Source organism: Salinispora fenicalii, from assembly GCF_000514815.1.
Classification (GTDB): domain Bacteria; phylum Actinomycetota; class Actinomycetes; order Mycobacteriales; family Micromonosporaceae; genus Micromonospora; species Micromonospora fenicalii.
Window position 1 is genome coordinate 14,564 of sequence record NZ_AZWQ01000024.1, and the last position, 18,756, is coordinate 33,319.

Below are 18,756 nucleotides of genomic sequence, written 5' to 3' on the forward strand. Positions count from 1 at the left end.
ATGATCACGATGCAGGCGGTCATCGAGGTGCCGATGTTCGACACCAGGGCGGCTCCACCGTGGCCGGTGGAGCCGCTGGCGCCTGGCTCGTGGTTGGTGCTCAACGCCGATTGCGCTGACAGGCAGATCGGGTTGTTCGTTGCGGCCTTGGCGAATCGGATCGATGTGGCGTCTCCTGGCGGCCGGAATTGTGTCGTGGACGCGCTGTTGGCCGAGGAGTTGCTGATCGTTGCCGGTGGTGTGCAGGTGGGTGACACCCGGACCGGGACGACCGTAGTGCCGGGTTGTTGCAGTGAGTTGGCGGACTGGCGGGAATGGGCGCAGCTGTTCACCGGCGGTTCGCCATGGTTGGGACATGATCCGGGCCCAGAGGTCGAGGTGGTCGGTGACGATCTGCGGGTGTGGCAGGACGGTGGCTCGAATCGTCATCGCGGCCACTGGGCAGACCGCCGCGTCGACCTTCCGAGTGGTGCACTGGCACTGCTGCTGATGCGGGTACAACGGGACCTCGTCGGCTTCCTGGACGCCCTCGCCAAATGGGCCGCCCGGGCTGGACTCGGCCAGCGAGGGACGGCCCTGGTTAAGGCAGTCGACCAGAGCCTCGCCATCACGGCACCGCTGGACTTGCTTGCTCGCTGACCATTGAAAATTATTTGAAAGAGCACTTCCCTTATCTGCATTCACTCGCTTCCGGCCCAGGCCGGCGACCAAGGCTCGGGCTGGACAGGTCATGGCGCTCCGGGAGCCTGCGCTGATCCCAGGAGGGGACACGCTGAGGGCTCATCGTGGGTCTTCCGGATGCCACCCCGCGCGTCGACTCTGGTTGGGCTGTCGACTCGACCGCCAATGACTTGATGTGATGGCGCGGATGCGTTGTGCTGTCAGGCGGTCGTCGTCCGATCGGAGGTGATCGTGGCCGCGCAGGTGGATCCCGAGTGGTGGAGTTCGGGGCTGTGGAACGGCCGACCGATAAGCGAGCTTCTTCAGCGGCACGACATCACTGCGATCTTCCGCTTCGTTCACGCCCGAGGCGTGTCCTACGGCAGGATCGCCGCTCTCGTAGGCCTCTCGCCTCACCGTGCTACTGAGATCGCTAAAGGCGTCCGGCAGGTCACGGCGTACGAGGTGCTGGAACGGATCGCCGTGGGGCTTCACATTCCGCGTCCGGTCATGGGGCTCGGCCGCGACGAGGACAGCACTACGCCACGCGACGTCAGCATCGAGACCGGGGCCGGTGGAGCGGATCAATCGCCTGCCCGTGTGGGGAGCAGCGAGGCCGGACGTCTGGTCAGACTCCGCCTGGGACTGGACGAGGCTCTGGCGGCGTCGAGTGTCGCCCCGCGGCAGCTTGAGCTGATCGAGCAAAGCGCTGGCGAGCACCTGCGGGTCTATCCCTCGGCTTCGCCGCAGACGATGCTGGCGCTGCTTGCCACCGACTGCCGAGAGGTGCAGGTGCTGTCGCTTCGGCGCCAGCCGGCGGCGGTTCAGGCCCGGCTGTCCGGGATGGCGGCGCTGCTGGCGATCGTCGTCGGGTGCCCTGGCGGCTGCGGGCCGGGCGCGTGCCCTGGCCAGAATCGGTGCCACCGAGCAGGCGCGGTCGGCCGTCGAGCAGGCACGCCGGCTGTTCGATCAGGCTGGCGACGAGGACACCGACGTGGCGTTCAGATTCCCGGCGAAGCGGCTGTTGCTCTACCTCTCCGGCGCGTACACCTGGCTCAGTGACATGGTGGAGGCGTACCGGGTTCAGAACGAGGCATTGCGGCTCTATGGCACGGCTCCGGCCGTACCGATCGACGTGGCGCTCATCGCCCTGGACCGGTCGATGTGTCTCGCGCGGGACCGGCGGGCGACCGAGGCGGCGGTTACCGCGCGGGATGCCGTGGCGGACCTGCCCGAGACGCAGCGGACGGAGATAATCTTGACCAGGGCGACCGACGTGGCCACGGCGGTTGCTGGAGAGAGCCAACGCGGTGAGGTCGCCACCTTGACGGACTATGTGCGGGCCTGCCGCGAGCGCGCCCGTAGTCTTGGGACCACAGCCGCGCTCGGTCCCTAGGAGCCCCATGTTCGTCGAGGCGCGCACCCGGCCGGTGCTCGCCGAGGTATGTCGTCTCCTCGGCCGCTCAGACTCGAACGCGGCTCTGTTGCGGCACCACACCAACGCCGTCTACGCCGTCGGGGACGTCGTCATCAAGATCGCCCCTGGCGACCAGGACCTGAACCGGGTGCGCGCAATAGTGGCCGTGGTCGACTGGCTGGTAGAGCGAGATTTCCCCACAGTCGGCCTTCACCCGGGCCTGTCCCAGCCGTTGGAGGTGGGCGGGCATGCCGTTACGGTTTGGCAGCGTCTGAACCCGGCACACGACGACCCGATCACCGTAGCCGAACTCGGCAGCCTTCTCCGGGATCTGCACGCCCTGCCTGCTCCACCGGTGCCATTGCCCGTGCTGCGGCCGATCCATGGCATCGAGCGATCCGTGACCCGTTCGGAGATCCTGAACGGCAAGGAACAGGATTTGCTGCTGGGCCGGCTCGAGACGCTGGCCGCTGGTTGGGAGGCGATGCGGTTTCCCCGTGGCGCGAGCCTGATCCAGTCAGATCCGCAGATCCGCAACGCGCTCCGGCGTTTTGACGGCACGCCCGTACTCGCCGACTGGGACGGCGCCGCCCTTGGGCCCCGCGAGTGGGATATCGCCACGGTCGTTGTCCACTGCCGCCGGTTCGATCCGTCCGGTCCCGAGGCGTTCGCCGGCTTCACCGCCGCCTACGGCTGGGACGCCACATGCTGGCCGGGGTTCGAGGAGCTGTGCCAGCTTCGCGAACTGCAGATGATCGCCACCAACGCCCGCAAGTCCCGGCCCGGAACCGACGCCGCCGACGAGGTGCACCACCGGATTGCAGGACTCGCCCACGGCGGGCCGGAACTCCGCCGCTGGCACATCCTCTGAGATGAGCAGCGACCGGGGTTTCTACGCGGAGATCGGTACGCCTGTGCCCCTGGCACATCAACGGTTGCGTCCGCTGGTGCTGCCGTGGTGGTCGGTATGACGGCCCCTAACGAGCACTCCCGGCCGCACGTGCCGATGCGGCCACTATGGCTGTGCCGCCGGTGCGGGCAGCCATGGCCCTGCGGCGCGGCGAGGCTCGCGCTCCTGGCCGAGTACCGGGACGCTCCGGTGAGCCTGTTCCTCTACCTGGCCGGCTGCCTGCACGATGCGATCGACGACCTACACCGGCTCAACCCGAGCGTCACGGGCAGCGCCGCCGACATGTTCGACCGGTTCCTCGGCTGGCCGGCCCGCCGCACTCCCGCCTACCGCGTCAGTACCACCACAGCCGTCAGCATCGAGGAGGCCGCCTCGTGAACGGCATCGGCCTGATCAACGCCACCGGTCAGCCCGCGATCGCCGGCAGCTTCCACACCTTGTCGACTTCTTCACCGGCCTGCCCGGCTGCGAGTCGGTGGGCTTCAACATCGAGGAGCAGGAGGCACCGACCGACCGCTGGTGTCGGAGGGTACCGCGTACCGGTTTTGGCAGCGTCTCATCGCACGTCGTGTCGGTGGCAGCCCGCTGCGGATCCGCGACGTGGACCGGCTGGCTGACTATTGGTACTGCTGTCACCGGAGTCGCTCGGCATCACCGAGCCGCGATACGGCGACTTCATCGCCGGCAACGTCCTCCAGCAACCCATCACCGGCATGCTCGCCGGCGCCGGCTACCTGGGCTACGTCGCCGAGTTCGTCACGGCCCTCAACGACTGTGCCGACCACTGCGCCTTCTACGACTTCTGCCGTGGTGCCCAGGCCGGCAACCGCTACTTCGAGCACGCGACGTTCACCGCCCGCGAGACCACCTACTGCCGAACCACGCGACAGGCTCTGGTCCGCGCCGCCGCGAACCAGCTCACCCCTCAAGGAGAAGCGCCATGACCAGTGCTCTCGCGGTCCTCGTCAACGCCGCACCCGAGCAACCAGCCCGCCTCGGCGTCGACCCGCAGCGGTCGATAGCGTCTATCGATGCGGCGAAGTTCGACAACCGCCCCACCTGGGAAAACCGAGGAAGATTCGACAGCCGGCCCGGCTGGGACAACTGGAACAAGAGAAAGTAGCCCTACTACGGGAGGCGCGGGGGCGTGCCCATCCCGCGCCTGCATAGGTTGAGGACACATGCGTACCACCACAGTCGGCGAGGTGCAGGTCTTGCTGCCGGACCTCGATCCGGATGACCTTGATGCCACGACGGACCTGGACGACGATCTGACCGAGGCATTGGTCGAGGGTGCGGCGTGGCGCGGTGCGCAGCTTGCGGATGTCAGCATCCGCAGCAGCCTGCTCGCCGGCGTGGACCTGGGCGAGAGCACCTGGGAGGCGGGGAGCCTTTTCGGCTGCGAGGTCACCCGCACCGACTTCTCCGGCGCGACGCTGACCGGCATCACCATCGAACGATGCGCGATCACCGGCTCCCGCTTCACCGGCACCAGGTTCACCGACGTACGTCTCAAGGATGTCCTCTTCGACGGCTGCCGCCTCGACTACGCCACCCTCCAGCGCGTCGCCGCCGTCGGCTCGGTCGCGTTCACCGACTGCACTCTCAGCAACGGCGAGTGGTCTTTTTGTCGGCTGCCGCGTATCGTGCTGCGCTCCTGTGACCTTGTCGATCTGGAGTTGGAAGCCTGCCACCTCGACGGTGCCGATCTTCGCGGAAGCCGCCTCCACGGGCTCAGGACGCCGTTGGACAACCTGCGCGGCGTCACCCTCGGTGAGGATCAACTTCCTGACTTCACCCGGCTGGCCATCGCCGCCGTCAATCTGACCGTCCGCAGCGACTGAAGCCGAGGAGGCATCGTGCCCGCTGAAGCTACTGGCAGCCCGGCCACGATCCTTGTTTGCGTGCGGGGTAACTCCGGCTCGGGTAAGAGCAGCATTGCCCGGAAGCTACGCCGCCGGCACGGCCGGGGCTGCGCTTTGGTCGAGCAGGACTACCTGCGTCGCATCCTGCTGCGCGAGCGGGACAAGCCCGGCGGCGCGGCACCGGCGTTGATCGGGCAGACCGTTCGGTTCGCCCTGGACCACGGCTACCACGTGGTGCTGGAGGGCATCATGCACGCCAGCCGCTACCGCAGCATGCTGACGGCCCTGCGAGGCGGCCACAGTGGCCGGTCGCTGTTCTGCTACCTCGACGTGTCCTTGGCCGAGACGCTGCGCCGTCATCTCACGCGCCCGCAGGCCAGCGAGTTCACCGCCGAGCAGATGAGCGGCTGGTACGTCGCCCATGACGTCCTGGGCTGGCCCGGCGAACTCGTCCTGCCCGAAACCACGGGACTGAACGATGCCGTCGAGGCCATCGCCGCTGCCGCCCATCTTCCCCAGACCAGACGCGACGATGACCTACTTCCACACGCTCCATTCCCATAGTGCAGCCCAGCCGGCCAAGGGTTCCGCCGTTGTAGCGAGGCTCGCCGCCGGACACGCCCGCCGGTGCACCGCTGTCCTCACTCCCGCAGGAGCCCGATGATGACTGCTGTCCCGACTTCTGGTTTCTCCGCTTTCGCGCTGGAACCCTTTCCCGAGCTCCAGCCTGGTGCGGATCTGGCGGGCGCTATCACCGGCGTTTTGGCCTGTACTGGCATCGAGTTGCAGGACGGGGATGTGGTGGTGGTGGCTTCCAAGGCCGTGAGTGTCGCGGAGAAGCGGTACGTCGACCTGGCCAATGTCGTCGTTGGCCCGGAGGCGCTGGAGTTGTCCGCTCGCACGGGCAAGCCTGCCGAGGTCGTGCAGCTGATCTTGGATTCCAGTGACAGCGATTTTCTGGCCACCGACAAGGGCCCGATCATCGCGCGGCACCGGCTCGGCTTCCAGCTCACCTCCGCCGGGATCGACCGGGCCGGCCCGCAGGGCGCGTGGCTGTTGCCGGTGGATCCAGACGCCTCCGCTCGCGCCCTGCGGGATGCGTTGATCGCTCACGCGGGCGCGGAGGTGGCGGTGGTGGTCGCGGACTCCGACGGTCGTGCCGACCGGCGTGGGGCGACTGTCATCTCGATCGGCGCGGCGGGTGTGGGGCCTTTGCGTGTGACGGAGTACGGCGGTAAGCGGCAGGAGGAGACTGTCACCGACCTGATCGCCGCGGCGGCCGGGATAATCCTCGGGCAGCGGGGTCGTGGGGCCCCGGTCGCCGTCCTGCGCGGCGTCGCCTACGAGAGCAGTGATGCGGGCGTGGTGTCGATGCTTCAACGCCGGCCGTGAGGCTGCTGCTCACGGGCGTCGCCGGGAACATCGGCCACCCGGCCCCTGACCTCCCGCACTGGCTGAGCGGCTCGGGGGTCCGGGGCTGGCGAGCTTCCGGGAGACGCGAATATTCCCGGCGGCGGATGCTGCGGTGATGCGAGGATCGCCGTTCGGATCGGGACGGATGGGGAGGACGTTCGTGGAGGTACGGCGGATCGGGCCGGAGCAGGTCGAGGCGGCGGCCGGGGTGCTGGCCGAGGCGTTTGACGGCTATTCCTGGACCGCGTGGACCGTCGGCGCGGATCGGCATCGGGAACGGCTGGCGAACCTCTTCGCGGTCACCCTGACTACGGTTGGTCTGCCGTACGGGGATGTCTGGGCGGCGCTGGACGCCCACGGCCGCCCGCAGGCGGTGGCGGTGTGGCTGCGATCGGACCAGCCGGTGCCCGACGAGGTCTGGGCCGACGTGGCCGCGGGGAACGCGGAGTATGCCGGGGACCGGCATTCGGCCATGCTCGCCGCCGAGGCGGCCTGTGCCCCGCTGCGGGGGGCGGAGCCGGCACTCCTGCTGGCCACGGTGGGGGTGCGCCCGACCGGCCAGGGCGGGGGAGTCGGCTCGCGACTGCTGCGCCCCGGGCTGGCCGAGGCGGACCGGGCCGGCCTGCCGGCGACGCTGGAGACGTCCGCCTCGGCGAATCTGCGGTTCTATCGGCGGTTCGGGTTCGAGGTGACCGGGGAGGTGACCGTGCCGGGCGGGGGGCCGCGGGTGTGGGCGATGCGTCGTCCGCCGCTCAGCGTGTAGGCCGCACCGGACCGGGTAGGTCGCGCGGGTGGACCTGGTCGAGGAGTCGCCGTACCGTTTCCGGATTGACCGGCGGGACCCGATGCGGGTTCCCGGAGTGGTGTTCGCGGCCGAGGCGCTGCTGTCCGAGATCGGCGCGGACGGGTCGTTGGAGCAGGTCGCAGCCGTCGCCACACTGCCCGGCATCGTCGATGCCTCGTTCGCCATGCCGGATGTGCATCTGGGCTACGGTTTTCCGATTGGCGGGGTGGCCGCCACCGATGTGGCGGCGGGCGGGGTGGTGTCTCCGGGCGGGGTGGGCTTCGACATCTCGTGCGGTGTTCGGCTGCTCGCGGCCGACCTCGATCTGGCGGGGCTTCGTCCCCGACTCGACGCGGTCATGGATGGGCTGGCTGAGGGGACGCCGCGGGGGGCGGGGCGCGGCGCGGCGTGGCACCTGTCGGGCCGCTCGGACGTGGACGGGGTGCTGCGCGACGGGTCGCGGTACGCGGTGCAGCGCGGCTTCGGCGTCGAGCGGGACCTGGAACGCTGCGAGGACCAGGGTGCGCTGGGTGACGCCGACCCGGAGGCGGTCGGGGAACGGGCGATCGAGCGCGGCGCGAAGCAGGTGGGCAGCCTCGGCTCGGGCAACCACTTCCTCGAGGTGCAGGCCGTCACCCAGGTGTATGACCAGCGCGTCGCGGAGGTCTTCGGCCTGCGGCCCGGCCAGGTCTGCGTGATGATCCATTGTGGTTCGCGCGGGCTGGGGCACCAGATCTGCGCCGACTATGTGCGTCGGATGGAGAAGGCGATGCGCCGCTACGGCATCGAGGTGCCGGACCGGCAGCTCGCCTGCGCCCCGGTCTCGTCACCGGAGGGGCAGGCCTACCTCGGCGCGATGGCCGCCGCCGCCAACTATGCCCGGGCGAATCGTCAGCTGCTCACTCACGTGAGCCGGCTGGTCTTTCGTCGGGTCACCGGGGCGAGTCTCGACCTGGTCTACGACGTCTCACACAACCAGGCGAAGATCGAGACCCACGGGGTGGATGGCGAGCGGCGTTCGCTCTGTGTGCATCGCAAGGGTGCCACCCGAGCGCTGCCTCCGGGACACCCGGACCTGCCGGCGGAGCTGGCTGAGGTCGGGCAGCCCGTACTCATCCCCGGGTCGATGGGGACCGCCTCCTACGTACTGACCGGGGTTTCCGGTGCCCCGGCCTTCGCCTCCAGCTGTCACGGGGCCGGGCGGGTACGTAGCCGGAAGCAGGCGGTGCGGGCCGAGCGCGGCCAGGATCCGCGTGAGCAGCTCGTCGCGCAGAACATCGCCGTACGCGGTGCTTCTCGGCGTGGCCTGGCCGAGGAGATGCCGGCGGCGTACAAGGACATCGACGCCGTGATCGAGGCCACCGAGGGCGCCGGGCTGTGCCGGAAGGTCGCCCGGTTGGTGCCGATCGGTGTCGTCAAGGGCTGATGCTCCGGGCGGGCCGCGCGGATCTGCCGGTGGTGTCGGCTCACACGTCCACGGTGAGCGCGCAGGACCAGCGGGGACCGTCGGGGCCGAAGCGCAGTTCGTGCAGGGAGATGGCTTTCGGTACGGCGCCGATCAGCTCCACCGCGTCGGCGTCGGTGGTCTGCCAGCGTACGTGCAGCCCGTCGGCGCCGTCGTCACGAACCTCGGTACGCAGTGGCAGTTCGCCCCTGGTCTCCATCCGGAAGATCACCTCCTCGAGGACGTTCACCAGGAGGTCTGCGTCCTCGACGGCGGGGGCGTGGTACACCCGTTCGGCGGTGGGTTGCGCCGGGCCCGGGTCGACGAAGGTGTCCACCAGGGCGTTGACCGCCTCGGCCACGCACTCCTCCCGCGTCGGTGCCCACGCCTCGATGCGTACGTCGGCGGTGTGCGGCAGGCAGCGGTGGCCGCGTTCGGGTCGTGGTTTCACGCCCCTGATCATCCGCTACGATCGCCTGCTCCGGACCCGGTTCGTCGCGATGGACTTCCGGGGACTGTTGAAACGCGTCGATGGTGCTCGATAGGGTCCGGTGCACGGGCTTGTTTACGGGAGACGCTATGGCCACGACCGACCACGTTGACGTGCTCATTGTTGGTGCCGGTCTCTCCGGCATCGGCGCGGCCTGTCATCTGATCCGGCACTGTCCCGAGAAGACGTACGCCGTTTTCGAGGCGCGTGGCGCGATCGGCGGCACCTGGGATCTGTTTCGTTATCCGGGCATCCGGTCGGATTCGGATATGTTTACGCTCGGCTACTCATTCCGACCATGGAGCGACCCCACGGCCCTCGCCGACGGCCCGTCCATTCGGGACTACGTCCAGGAGACCGCCCGTGAGTACGACGTCACCGAGCACATCCGCTTTCAGCACCGGGTCGTCCGCGCCGACTGGGACAGCCGTACCGCCCGGTGGACGGTGCACGCCCGCCGTGACACCGGCGAGGAGGTCGTCGTCACCTGTTCGTTCCTCCACACCTGCGCCGGCTACTACCGATACGACCGGGGTTACACGCCCCAACTGCCCGGGGCGGAACGATTCGCCGGCCGGATCGTGCACCCGCAGCACTGGCCCGCCGACCTCGACCACACCGGCCAGCGGGTGGTGGTCATCGGCAGCGGTGCGACCGCGGTGACCCTGGTGCCCGCGCTGGCCGAGCAAGCCGCCCACGTGACGATGCTGCAACGCTCACCCACCTACATCCTGGCGCTGCCGGCGCGGGATGTGGCCGCCGCCGCGCTGCGCCGGGTGCTGCCGCAGCGGATGGTCTACCCGGTCATCCGCTGGAAGAACATCCTGCGGCTCACGGTGAGCTACCAGCTCAGCCGGCGGGCCCCCAACCTGGTCCGGAGTCTGCTGCGGCGGGCCGTGCGGGGCCGCCTCCCGGCCGGGTACGACCTCGACCGACACTTCTCGCCCCGCTACGACCCATGGGACCAGCGCCTCTGCGTGGTTCCCGACGGGGACCTGTTCCACGCGATCGGGGCGGGGCGGGCCTCGATCGTCACCGACACCATCGATACCTTCACCGAGTCCGGTCTCCGGCTGGCCTCCGGCGAGGAGCTGGCAGCAGACGTGGTCGTCACCGCCACCGGCCTGGAGTTGCTTGCGCTGGGCGATGCCCGGCTCACCGTTGACGGTGCGGCGGTCAACCTCGCCAACACGGTCACCTACAAGGGGATGATGCTCTCGGGCGTTCCGAACTTCGCGATGACCATCGGATACGTCAACGCCTCCTGGACGCTCCGGGCCGACCTGGTCGCGAGGTACGTGTGTCGGCTCCTCACCCACCTCGACCGCACCGGACAGCAGGTCGTCACCCCGGTGCCACCGACCGACGACGAACGGCTTCCCCTCCTTGACCTGACCGCCGGCTACGTGCTGCGCGGCCTCGCCGCCCTGCCCCGCCAAGGGGCCCGCGCTCCCTGGCGCACGCCCCAGACCTACCCGCGGGACCTGTTGCAGATGCGGTACGGCCGACTCACCGACGAGGGCGTCCGGTTTTCTCGGGCGGGCAAGCCGGAGCGGAGCCCCGCCCATGCGTAGGTTTGACTACCGCTGCGCGACCGCTGTGGTCACGGGCGCGGCCAGCGGGATCGGGGCCGCCCTCGCCCACGGCCTGGCGGCGCGCGGCAGTGACCTGGTCCTGCTCGATCGCGACGCCGAGCGCTTGGCCACCGTGGTGGGCGCGGTCCGCACCTCGTACCCCGACCGGCGGGTGGACCCGGTCGTCGTGGACCTCGCTGACGCGGCGGCCACGGCGGGGGCAGCTGAGCAGGTCCGTGTTCGCCATCCCCGGGTCCGGCTGCTGGTCAACAATGCCGGCGTGGCGCTGGGCGGTCGGTTCGACCAGGTGACCCTGGATGAGTTCCAGTGGGTGGTCGACATCAACTTCCGTGCGGTCGTGCAGCTTACCCACGCGTTGCTGCCCGCTCTGAAGGCGGAACCTGGGTCCCACCTGGTAAACGTCTCCAGCCTGTTTGGGCTGATCGCCCCGCCCGGGCAGGCCGCCTACTCGGCGACCAAGTTCGCCGTCCGTGGTTTCACCGAGGTACTGCGCCACGAATTGATCGCCGATGGCATCGGTGTCACCTCCGTGCACCCGGGCGGGATCGCCACCCGGATCACCGAGAACGCACGGATCGGCAGCGGCGTCAACCGAGACGACTACGAGGTGGGCCGGCGGCAGTTCGATCGTCTGCTCAGCATCCCACCCGCCCGGGCCGCCGAGGTGATTCTGCGGGGGGTGGAACGCCGCCGGCCCCGGGTGCTCATCGGCTGGTCGGCGAAGCTGCCCGACCTGATCGCCCGGATCGCGCCGGGCTCGTACGGGCGGCTGCTGCGGGTCGGGCTCAACCAGACCGCCGATGCGCCGACTCGTCGGCTGACCACCGGGGCTGTTCCGGCGTCGCAGCTGGCCGACCAACCGTCGGTACCGCAGCCGGCCGACCAGCCGCCGGCGTCGCCTCCGGCGGACGACCTTGGGTGACCGCCACCGCCCGGCACGCCGACGGGCGGCACTGGATCCTGCTGGTCGCGGGCCTGCTGGCCGGTCTCTGCGCGCTGAGCGAGTCGCGTGGTGGTAGCCGAACGCGGTGGCGACGACGGGCGTTGGAATGTCGAGGAAGATCAATGAATCGGCCGGTCTGGCTGCTCGACGTCGATGGTGTCCTCAACGCCACCCGACCGGGCTGGAGCGCCGCACCCCGCAACGGCACCGCCTACGGCGCCGGTCACCCCTACCGGCTGCGCTGGGCGCCGGCCCTAATCACCCACATCCGGGCCCTGCACAACGCCGAAAGCGTCACCCTCCGCTGGTGCTCCACCTGGTGCGCCGACGCTGACCAGGTCGAACGCTTGTTTGTCCTGCCACGGCTGGAACGCGCTTGGACCGAGCCGATCAGTCACAGCGCGGCCCCCGTGGCCAAACTCGCCGCCGCGCATGCCGTCCTGGACCAGGGCCATCGGCTGATCTGGACCGACGACGACGCAAATCCCACCAGCGGACCGGTATATGACGAACTCGTCGCGACCGGCCGCGCGCTGCTGATCGCACCCCTCGCCAGTCGTGGTTTGCAGCCCGAGCACCTGGACACGATCAAGGCTTTCATATCGGACACCAACGTGCGGGACACTGGCCGCGTTCGCGCTGATGCCCTAGAGACGGCCCGTCGGCTGCTCGGCGACACCGAGTGAGTCGCCAGCACGCTGACGGTCACCAGTCTCGCCAGGAGTCAGTCAGCTCGCCGCGGCTGAGGCCGCGGCGGGCGGTAAGGGCAGCGACATCCACACCGGCCCCCGTCAGAACGGCGTCGATGTACTCGGCGAGTTCTTCGCGCTCCCCGGTCTCGATAGCGCCATGACTCTCATCTGCGGCGTTCAATCCCAGCACAACCCGTTCAACGACCGCCCAAACCGCCTCGTCGGCCAGCGGGTCCAGTGCCGCAGCGTCATGCTCGTACACCTCCAGGACGGCGTCGACCGCCGCCGTGAAGTCCGCCGGCCACAGCTTAGCGGCATACGCCTCCACCGGATCCAAACCTCCGGCGGCAACGGCCGCCTCCTGAGTACGCACCGCACGCCGCCAACCCCGCGTAGGCCTCTCGATCATGGTCGTCAGCGTAAACGACTTCTCGTCACACCCACGCCTACGCCGGCGTCAGTCGTCAGGTGTTAGCGGGACGGTAGTCCCAGCCCATCCTTTCCGATGCCCTGGCCGGGCGCGTCAGCGCGCCAGAATCCGGGTGCCGCCGATATCGGCGATGCGCGGAGAGAACTGGTAGCCCAGCAGCCGAACCGAGCTGTGGGCGTCCGCGATCCAGGTGCGCCGCTTTCGTGTTCCGTAGTGTGCTGTCAGCGTCTCTTGTCCGGTTTGTGGTCGCCGGAAGGCCGCCGATCGCCTGTGACCTGGGCCGCAGCTGCTCCCGTCCGGGGCGGTCCCGGAATGTCGGACATGGCAATCGGGTTGTGTCCCCGGTGCCGCCGGAACCAAACCCGCGTGGCGGTTCCCCGAGGAGTGCTCACCCGGAGCGCTTCGCCTGACCGAAAGGGCACATCGTGAAGGATCACTTCACCCGATGGCTCCCGGCCATCGCGAAGACCCCGTACCAATGGCTCTCAACCGAGCCGAACCGCAAGCTGGTCCTGAGCGTGGCTGGCGTAGCCGCGATCGGAGGTCTCGCGTTCGCGCCGACCACCGCTGCGGCGTCAGTGACCAGTGGCCCGGATGCGGGCGCCGTAGCCGCCATTGAACTGGCCACCGGCAAGCAGGCCGCGGACCCTGAGTCAGATTCGGATTCTGAGCCGGAGCCGACGGAGTCAACCGACCCGGACCGGACCTCCGAGCCTGCGGCGAGCGACACCGACTCGCCCATGCGGGAACAGCTGATCCCCTACGGTGTGCAGGGCGCCCAGTCCTACATTCAGGTCGACAACGCCCAGCGCGCGAACGCTAAGGAGATCATCGAGGTCGCCAAGGCGACCGGGGTCGGCGAGCGGGGTGCGGTCATCGGCGTGGCGACCGCGCTGCAGGAGTCGAAGCTGTACAACCTCGGCCACCTGGGCAGCTACAACGACCACGACTCGCAGGGCCTGTTCCAGCAGCGCCCGTCGACCGGGTGGGGCACGCCGCAGCAGATCACCGACCCGCAGTACGCCGCGACGGCGTTCTTCGAGGCGCTCAAGAACGTCAACGGCTGGCAGGAGCTGCCGCTGACGACCGCGGCACAGACCGTGCAGGTTTCCGCGTATCCGTTCCACTACGCGCAGTGGGAAGAGCAGGCAGCGGAGCTCGTCGCCGAGCTCTGGTGACAACCGGCCGGCCGTTGCCCCGCGGGGCAACGGCCGGCTCTCAGGTCAGCTCAGGGGCGCGCTCTCCTGGCGCAGCCGCGACGAGCCGGCGGTCACCGACCAGCCCGTCACAAAGCGGCTGTCGGTGCTGCTCTGGGTCCGGTCAACCAGGTGGAACCAGTCCATCCGGCACTGCTGCGGCGTCACCTCCAGTACCCCGTAGCCGTGCCCGTCGAGCTCGGTCCAGCGCACGTGCGGGTTGGTCGAGCGGATCAGGCCCGACGCCAGATCACTGAGCACGTTGCCTTCCCGCAATCCCAGGAAGTCGTTGATGTTGTCACTGGTCACCGACGGCACCACGAACTCCGCGGCAGCCGGGTTGGTCAGCCCGGTCGACTGCGTGGTCAGCTCGTTCGCCCACGAGGTGTGGATGTCGCCGGTCAGGAAGACCACGTCTCGGGTGTTGGTCGCCAACAGGTGGTCAATCAGCTCGTTGCGGTCGGCGTTATAGCCGTCCCACTGGTCGGTGTTGAGCACTGCGCCGTTCTGTGGGATGCCGAGCAACGTGCCCAGCGGCCCGAGCAGCCAGGAGGGGAGGGCGCCCACGTCCAGCCGGGAGATCATGACCGGGTTGCCGACCAGCTTCCACTGGGCGTCCGAGGTGGCCAGGCCCGCCTTCAGCCAGGCCATCTGCGCCTCGCCGGTGATCGTCCGCTCCGGGTCGTCAACGGCCAGACCCGATGCCTGCTCGGACCGGTACGTCCGCAGGTCCAGCATGGACAGATCGGCGAGCCGGCCGAAGCGCAACCGCCGATAGATCGCACCGTCCGCCCCGGTGCGCACCGGCATCCACTCCGCGTACGCCTGGCGTGCCGCCGCCACCCGACCGGGGAAGCTGCCCTCGGCGCCGGGGGTGTGGTTCTCCGCGCCGCCCGACCACTGGTCGTTGGCGACCTCGTGGTCGTCCCAGGTGATCGCCCACGGCACCGACGCGTGCAGGGCCTGCAGATCGGGGTCGCTCTTGTAAAGCGCGTGCCGGACGCGGTAGTCCTGCAGCGTCAGCGTTTCGTGCGCCGGTTGGGCTGACCGCACCACGGTGCCCCCGGCGGCGAACTCCCCGGTACCGTATTCGTACAGGTAGTCGCCGAGGTGCACCACCAAGTTCAGGTCGCCCCGCTCGGCGAGGTGCCGGTAGGCGGTGAAGTAGCCCGCCTCCCAGTTCGAACACGACACCACGCCTAGCCGGATCCGGTCGATGTCGGCGTCCGCCTCCGGCGCGGTCATCGTTCGGGCCGTGGGCGACCAAGCGCCGGCATAGCCGAAGCGGAACCAGTATGTGGTGGCTGGCGCGAGCCCGCTGACGGCAACCTTGACCGTGTGGTCCTGAGCCGGGCCGGTAACGACGGTGCCCTGCGCCGCCAGGGTGGCGAAGTCCGGGTCGGCGGCCACCTGCCAGGTCACAGTCACCTCCGGGCCGGCGCCCGAGCCCGGCTGGGATTCCTCGGTCGGGGTGAGGCGGGTCCAGAGCAGGATGCCGTCGGGCAACGGGTCACCGGAGGCCACACCGTGCCGGAAGGCGCTACCGGTGGCCCCGGCCGGGCCGGCGAGGGCGGCGCTGGCGAGAACGGCTGTGCCGGCGGAGGCGCCAGCGATGCGCAGGAGGGTGCGACGGTCGAGGGAGTTCGTCATGGGCACTGTTTCTACCGGCCGGTAGGGTCCGGTCGCTGCCCCGTATCGGCGTGTCCGCCACTTCTTCGGGTTGGTGTCGTTGAATGTTTCCGTTTCCGCTCAGCGGCGGTCAAGGACGATGTCAGTCAGCGCCAGGCAGAGCGCGAGCGCGGCGATTCCGCTGATCAGGAGCATCGCGTGGTGGAAGGCGACCGACCAGTCCCCGGTGGCCCCCTGGGCCGCGAAGATGACACTGCCGACCGAGGCGATGCCGGCGGCGGACCCGATGCGCTGGCCGGCTTCCAACATGCCCGCGCCGTTGCCCGCGTGCGGCACCGGCACCTGGGCGAGAGTGAGGGCCTGGTTCGGAGTTACCACCAGGCCGCTGCCGAGCCCCGCCACCAGCAGTGGTGTGGCGGTCCACCAGGACACCGTGGCACCCGGGGGGACCCGGTTGACGACGAGGACCACGACGATGAGGCTGACGGCGACGGTGGCCAGGCCGAAGGCGACCAGCGGCCGACCGACGCGGTGGACGATCCGGCCGCCCACCACGGAGGCGATGGCGAATCCCACCGTGAACGGGGTGCTCGCCAGCCCAGCGGCGAGTGCGCTGTGCCCGAGACCGTTCTGTAGGAACACCGTGAGGACAAAGAAGATGGATGTGAACCCGCCGAAGTAGAACAGGCCAATTCCGACCCCGATCCGGTACGAGCGAATGCCGAGTAGGCGCGGGTCGAACAGGGGCTCATGGCGGCGGGCGTACCACCGCTCCCAACCGGCGAAGGCGGCCAGTATCAGCAGGCCGGCCGGGAGCGTCAACCACCTTTCCGGACTCTGCCAGTGCTGCTGAACCAGGGGTAGCAGGACAAGCAGGAGACCCGCGCCGAGCAGTAGCAGCCCGACCGGATCGAAGCGGCGACGGTCGGGAACGCCCTGGGCGCGGTGCGGAAGAAGACGCCAGCCGAGGACGGCGGCGAACATACCCATCGGCACGTTGACGAAGAAGACCCACCGCCACCCGTGCTCGGCACCGCCGATGTGGATGAGGAGGCCGCCGAGCAACGGCCCGACCGCGGTGGAGATACTGACGGTCACGCCGAGCAGCCCGAACGGGCGGCCCCGCTCGGAACTCTGGAAGAGCTCCTGGATCAGTCCAGTGACCTGGGGGGTGACCAGGCCGGCGGCGGCACCTTGGAGCAGGCGGGCAGCGACCAGCCAGTTGGCGGTGGGCGCTAGCCCGGCTGCGACGCTGGTGAGGCTGAACAGCACGACGCCGACCACGAACACGGTCCGTCGCCCATGCCCGTCACCGAACCGGCCGGCGGGTACCAGCATCAACCCGAACGTCAACGTGTAGCCGGAGAGGACCCACTGCACGTCACTGGGGGCAACATCGAGTGCCCGATCCATCGATGGGATGGCGACGTTGACGATGCTTACGTCGAGCAACGTCATGAAGACGGCGACCAGACCAACACCGAGTGCCGCCCCTCGACGTTGTCGCTCGGCCAGGTCACCACCGGGTGGGGAGGCCCGTGGACCGGGGGAGGCGCGGTCGTCGTCACCCATCCGGAGGTTGCCGGCCTGAAGCTGAGTGCCGCGGCCTCACGTCAGCTGTTGGGCACAGAACCGAGGGCCGAAGTCCAGGCCGGCCATCGGCGAGTCCTCGCGGTGCAGCAGGTTCTTCTCGGTGAGTTGGTGGAGCGGAGCGATCAGTTGCTCCTCGGTCAGCCCGGTCTCCTCGGCGATCAGATCCGGGTACGGAACCTGGCCGCGGGACTCCAGGACCGCGACCGCGTCGTACACCCGTTCCTCGAGCTCCGACAGTTGCACCTGCCGCATGTCGTCCTCCTTCGGAAACCGCCTTGCGGGCGGTTGGCCTGGGCGGTAAGTACCCGGCTGGCGACCGAAGATGCTCCCCCGATCGGGTATGTCGCCCCGCCCTGGCCCGCTCGTCGATCGGGGCGGGAGCTGCGCCGAGCGGTCACCACGTCACCGCATTCCCAGACGGGGTCGCCGGGTCGGTCGCAACGGCGCGGGAACCCGCCCTCGCCTCGACCAAGAACATTGACGTCGGACCTAGGCTGGCAACAGTGATGGTTTGGGATCTTGCGGTGGTGGGTGCGGGCCCGGCTGGCCTGTCCGCCGCCGACGTCGCGGCCCGGGCGGGTCTGTCGACCCTCGTACTGGAGCGGGCTGTGCATCCGCGCTACAAGACCTGCGGGGGTGGCCTGATCGGCACCTCGCTGGCCGCACTGGCGGACCGGATCGAGGTGCCCGCGCATGATCGGGCGGAGCAGGTGACCTTCACCCTGGATGGGCGGCGGGCGTTCACCCGGCGGAGCGCGGCCGGTCCGCTGGTGACGATGGTGCGTCGGGACGAGTTCGATGACCGGTTACGGGCCGCGGCGGTCGCTGCCGGGGCCAAGCTGCGCCAGCGGGTCGCGGTCCGCGCGGTCGAGTCGGAGCCGGAACGGGTCCGCGTGCGGCTGGCCGACGGGGAGACGGTGACCGCGCGGGCAGTGATCGGCGCCGACGGGTCCGCTGGAGTGACCGCACGGCATGTGGGGGTGCGACACCGGCAGGTCGACCTGGGGTTGGAGTTGGAGTTGCCGGTGCCACCAGCCCAGCGGGCCCGCTGGCAGGGCCGGGTGCTGGTGGATTGGGGCCCGCTACCCGGCTCGTACGCCTGGGTGTTTCCGAAGGACGACATGCTGACGGTGGGGGTGATTGCGGCGCGGGGGTCGGGGGAGCGGACCCGGGCCTACTTGCGGTCGTTCGTGGACCGGCTGGGCCTGGCCGGGATCGAGCCGGCACACGATTCCGGGCACCTGACCCGGTGTCGGCAAGAGGACTCGCCGCTGCGCCGAGGGCGGGTTCTGGTGGTGGGAGACGCGGCGGGGCTGCTGGAGCCGTGGAGCCGGGAGGGGATCAGCTACGCCCTGCGTTCTGGTGCGTTGGCGGGGGCGGCGGTCGCCGCTGATGAGCTGGGCCGGTACGAATCGGCGGTTGCCGGGGAGTTGGTCCCGTCGATGCGGGCGGGCCAGCGGCTACTGGAGACGTTCTCGCGTCGGCCGGGGCTGTTCCACGGGCTGTTGGCGACGCCGCCGGGCTGGCGGGCCTTTGTCGCCTTCTGCCAGGGGCGGGCTGGCTTCGATGAATTGCTCTCCCGGATGCCGGTGCGGTTGGCGCTGTCAGCGCTGGCGGGGCTGCCCCGGTGGAGGAACGCCCGCCCGCGCTGACTCAGTTGCTCGCCGCGAGATCGGCGAGCAACTGAAGGAGGTC

General features: G+C 69.5%; 21 protein-coding genes and 1 pseudogene. 17 read left to right on the forward strand and 5 right to left on the reverse strand.

Annotated features, from left to right (window positions below):
• From B116_RS0113245 to B116_RS0113295, 12 genes and pseudogenes are all read left to right on the forward strand, one after another.
• Entirely contained in the window at positions 1–639 is a 639-nt protein-coding gene (locus B116_RS0113245; protein ID WP_223874570.1) for a hypothetical protein, read from the forward strand.
• Between the two features lie 273 nt (positions 640–912).
• Positions 913–1,722: a hypothetical protein gene (locus tag B116_RS25095; protein ID WP_223874571.1), complete on the forward strand. Its 810-nt coding sequence runs from the start codon at positions 913–915 to the stop codon at positions 1,720–1,722.
• Entirely contained in the window at positions 1,655–2,056 is a 402-nt protein-coding gene (locus B116_RS28290; RefSeq protein WP_027660355.1) for a hypothetical protein, read from the forward strand. Before B116_RS25095 ends, B116_RS28290 begins: the two co-directional genes overlap by 68 nt.
• Before the next feature lie 7 nt (positions 2,057–2,063).
• Positions 2,064–2,948, forward strand: a complete 885-nt coding sequence (locus B116_RS0113255; RefSeq protein ID WP_027660356.1) for a phosphotransferase — start codon at positions 2,064–2,066, stop codon at positions 2,946–2,948.
• A gap of 96 nt (positions 2,949–3,044) precedes the next feature.
• Positions 3,045–3,365 (forward strand): hypothetical protein, encoded by a 321-nt coding sequence (locus B116_RS0113260; RefSeq protein ID WP_027660357.1) that lies wholly within the window; start codon positions 3,045–3,047, stop codon positions 3,363–3,365.
• 58 nt (positions 3,366–3,423) lie between these two features.
• Positions 3,424–3,931, forward strand: a pseudogene (locus B116_RS25100) (cyclophane-forming radical SAM peptide maturase AmcB); the annotation flags it as partial.
• Complete coding sequence (gene amcA / locus B116_RS0113270) at positions 3,928–4,110, forward strand: multiple cyclophane-containing RiPP AmcA (protein ID WP_027660359.1); 183 nt, start codon at positions 3,928–3,930, stop codon at positions 4,108–4,110. The pseudogene B116_RS25100 and the gene amcA, both read left to right, overlap by 4 nt.
• Before the next feature lie 58 nt (positions 4,111–4,168).
• On the forward strand, positions 4,169–4,831 hold the full coding sequence (locus B116_RS0113275) for a pentapeptide repeat-containing protein (protein ID WP_027660360.1): 663 nt from the start codon (positions 4,169–4,171) through the stop codon (positions 4,829–4,831).
• A 15-nt stretch (positions 4,832–4,846) separates the two neighbouring features.
• Positions 4,847–5,416, forward strand: coding sequence for a kinase (locus tag B116_RS0113280; RefSeq protein WP_027660361.1), 570 nt, complete (start codon positions 4,847–4,849; stop codon positions 5,414–5,416).
• Positions 5,417–5,515: 99 nt separating this feature from the next.
• Positions 5,516–6,244 carry a coenzyme F420-0:L-glutamate ligase gene (locus B116_RS0113285; protein ID WP_027660362.1) on the forward strand — a complete coding sequence of 243 codons (729 nt, stop codon included), beginning with the start codon at positions 5,516–5,518 and terminating at the stop codon, positions 6,242–6,244.
• Between the two features lie 181 nt (positions 6,245–6,425).
• On the forward strand, positions 6,426–7,028 hold the full coding sequence (locus B116_RS0113290) for a GNAT family N-acetyltransferase (RefSeq protein WP_018720303.1): 603 nt from the start codon (positions 6,426–6,428) through the stop codon (positions 7,026–7,028).
• Positions 7,029–7,056: 28 nt separating this feature from the next.
• Positions 7,057–8,475 carry an RtcB family protein gene (locus B116_RS0113295; RefSeq protein ID WP_027660363.1) on the forward strand — a complete coding sequence of 473 codons (1,419 nt, stop codon included), beginning with the start codon at positions 7,057–7,059 and terminating at the stop codon, positions 8,473–8,475.
• Between the two features lie 40 nt (positions 8,476–8,515).
• On the opposite strand, the gene B116_RS0113300 is transcribed toward B116_RS0113295, so the two are convergent.
• Positions 8,516–8,956, reverse strand: coding sequence for an archease (locus B116_RS0113300; RefSeq protein ID WP_033667619.1), 441 nt, complete (start codon positions 8,954–8,956; stop codon positions 8,516–8,518).
• A 116-nt stretch (positions 8,957–9,072) separates the two neighbouring features.
• On the opposite strand from B116_RS0113300, the gene B116_RS0113305 reads away from it, so the two are divergent.
• The 3 genes from B116_RS0113305 to B116_RS0113315 are packed head-to-tail and all read left to right on the forward strand — an operon-like array spanning position 9,073 to position 12,207.
• Positions 9,073–10,557, forward strand: a complete 1,485-nt coding sequence (locus B116_RS0113305; RefSeq protein WP_027660365.1) for a flavin-containing monooxygenase — start codon at positions 9,073–9,075, stop codon at positions 10,555–10,557.
• Entirely contained in the window at positions 10,550–11,500 is a 951-nt protein-coding gene (locus tag B116_RS0113310) for an SDR family NAD(P)-dependent oxidoreductase (protein ID WP_027660366.1), read from the forward strand. The genes B116_RS0113305 and B116_RS0113310 overlap by 8 nt, the downstream gene beginning before the upstream one ends.
• Positions 11,497–12,207 (forward strand): hypothetical protein, encoded by a 711-nt coding sequence (locus B116_RS0113315; protein WP_223874572.1) that lies wholly within the window; start codon positions 11,497–11,499, stop codon positions 12,205–12,207. The genes B116_RS0113310 and B116_RS0113315 overlap by 4 nt, the downstream gene beginning before the upstream one ends.
• A 19-nt stretch (positions 12,208–12,226) precedes the next feature.
• Here the strand turns inward: B116_RS0113315 and B116_RS0113320 are convergent, their stop codons facing one another.
• Complete coding sequence (locus tag B116_RS0113320) at positions 12,227–12,622, reverse strand: hypothetical protein (protein ID WP_027660368.1); 396 nt, start codon at positions 12,620–12,622, stop codon at positions 12,227–12,229.
• A 446-nt stretch (positions 12,623–13,068) separates the two neighbouring features.
• Between B116_RS0113320 and B116_RS0113325 the strand changes: the two genes are divergently transcribed.
• Entirely contained in the window at positions 13,069–13,821 is a 753-nt protein-coding gene (locus tag B116_RS0113325) for a hypothetical protein (RefSeq protein WP_018720311.1), read from the forward strand.
• A 45-nt stretch (positions 13,822–13,866) separates the two neighbouring features.
• Here the strand turns inward: B116_RS0113325 and B116_RS0113330 are convergent, their stop codons facing one another.
• The 3 genes from B116_RS0113330 to B116_RS0113340 form a co-directional block, all read right to left on the reverse strand.
• Complete coding sequence (locus B116_RS0113330; protein WP_027660369.1) at positions 13,867–15,489, reverse strand: alkaline phosphatase D family protein; 1,623 nt, start codon at positions 15,487–15,489, stop codon at positions 13,867–13,869.
• Positions 15,490–15,588: 99 nt separating this feature from the next.
• A complete protein-coding gene (locus B116_RS0113335; protein WP_018720313.1) occupies positions 15,589–17,040 on the reverse strand; it encodes an MFS transporter in 1,452 nt (483 codons plus the stop codon).
• Between the two features lie 36 nt (positions 17,041–17,076).
• Complete coding sequence (locus B116_RS0113340; RefSeq protein ID WP_018720314.1) at positions 17,077–17,313, reverse strand: hypothetical protein; 237 nt, start codon at positions 17,311–17,313, stop codon at positions 17,077–17,079.
• A 251-nt stretch (positions 17,314–17,564) separates the two neighbouring features.
• On the opposite strand from B116_RS0113340, the gene B116_RS0113345 reads away from it, so the two are divergent.
• Positions 17,565–18,713, forward strand: a complete 1,149-nt coding sequence (locus tag B116_RS0113345) for a geranylgeranyl reductase family protein (protein WP_027660370.1) — start codon at positions 17,565–17,567, stop codon at positions 18,711–18,713.
• The last annotated feature ends 43 nt before the right edge of the window (positions 18,714–18,756 follow it).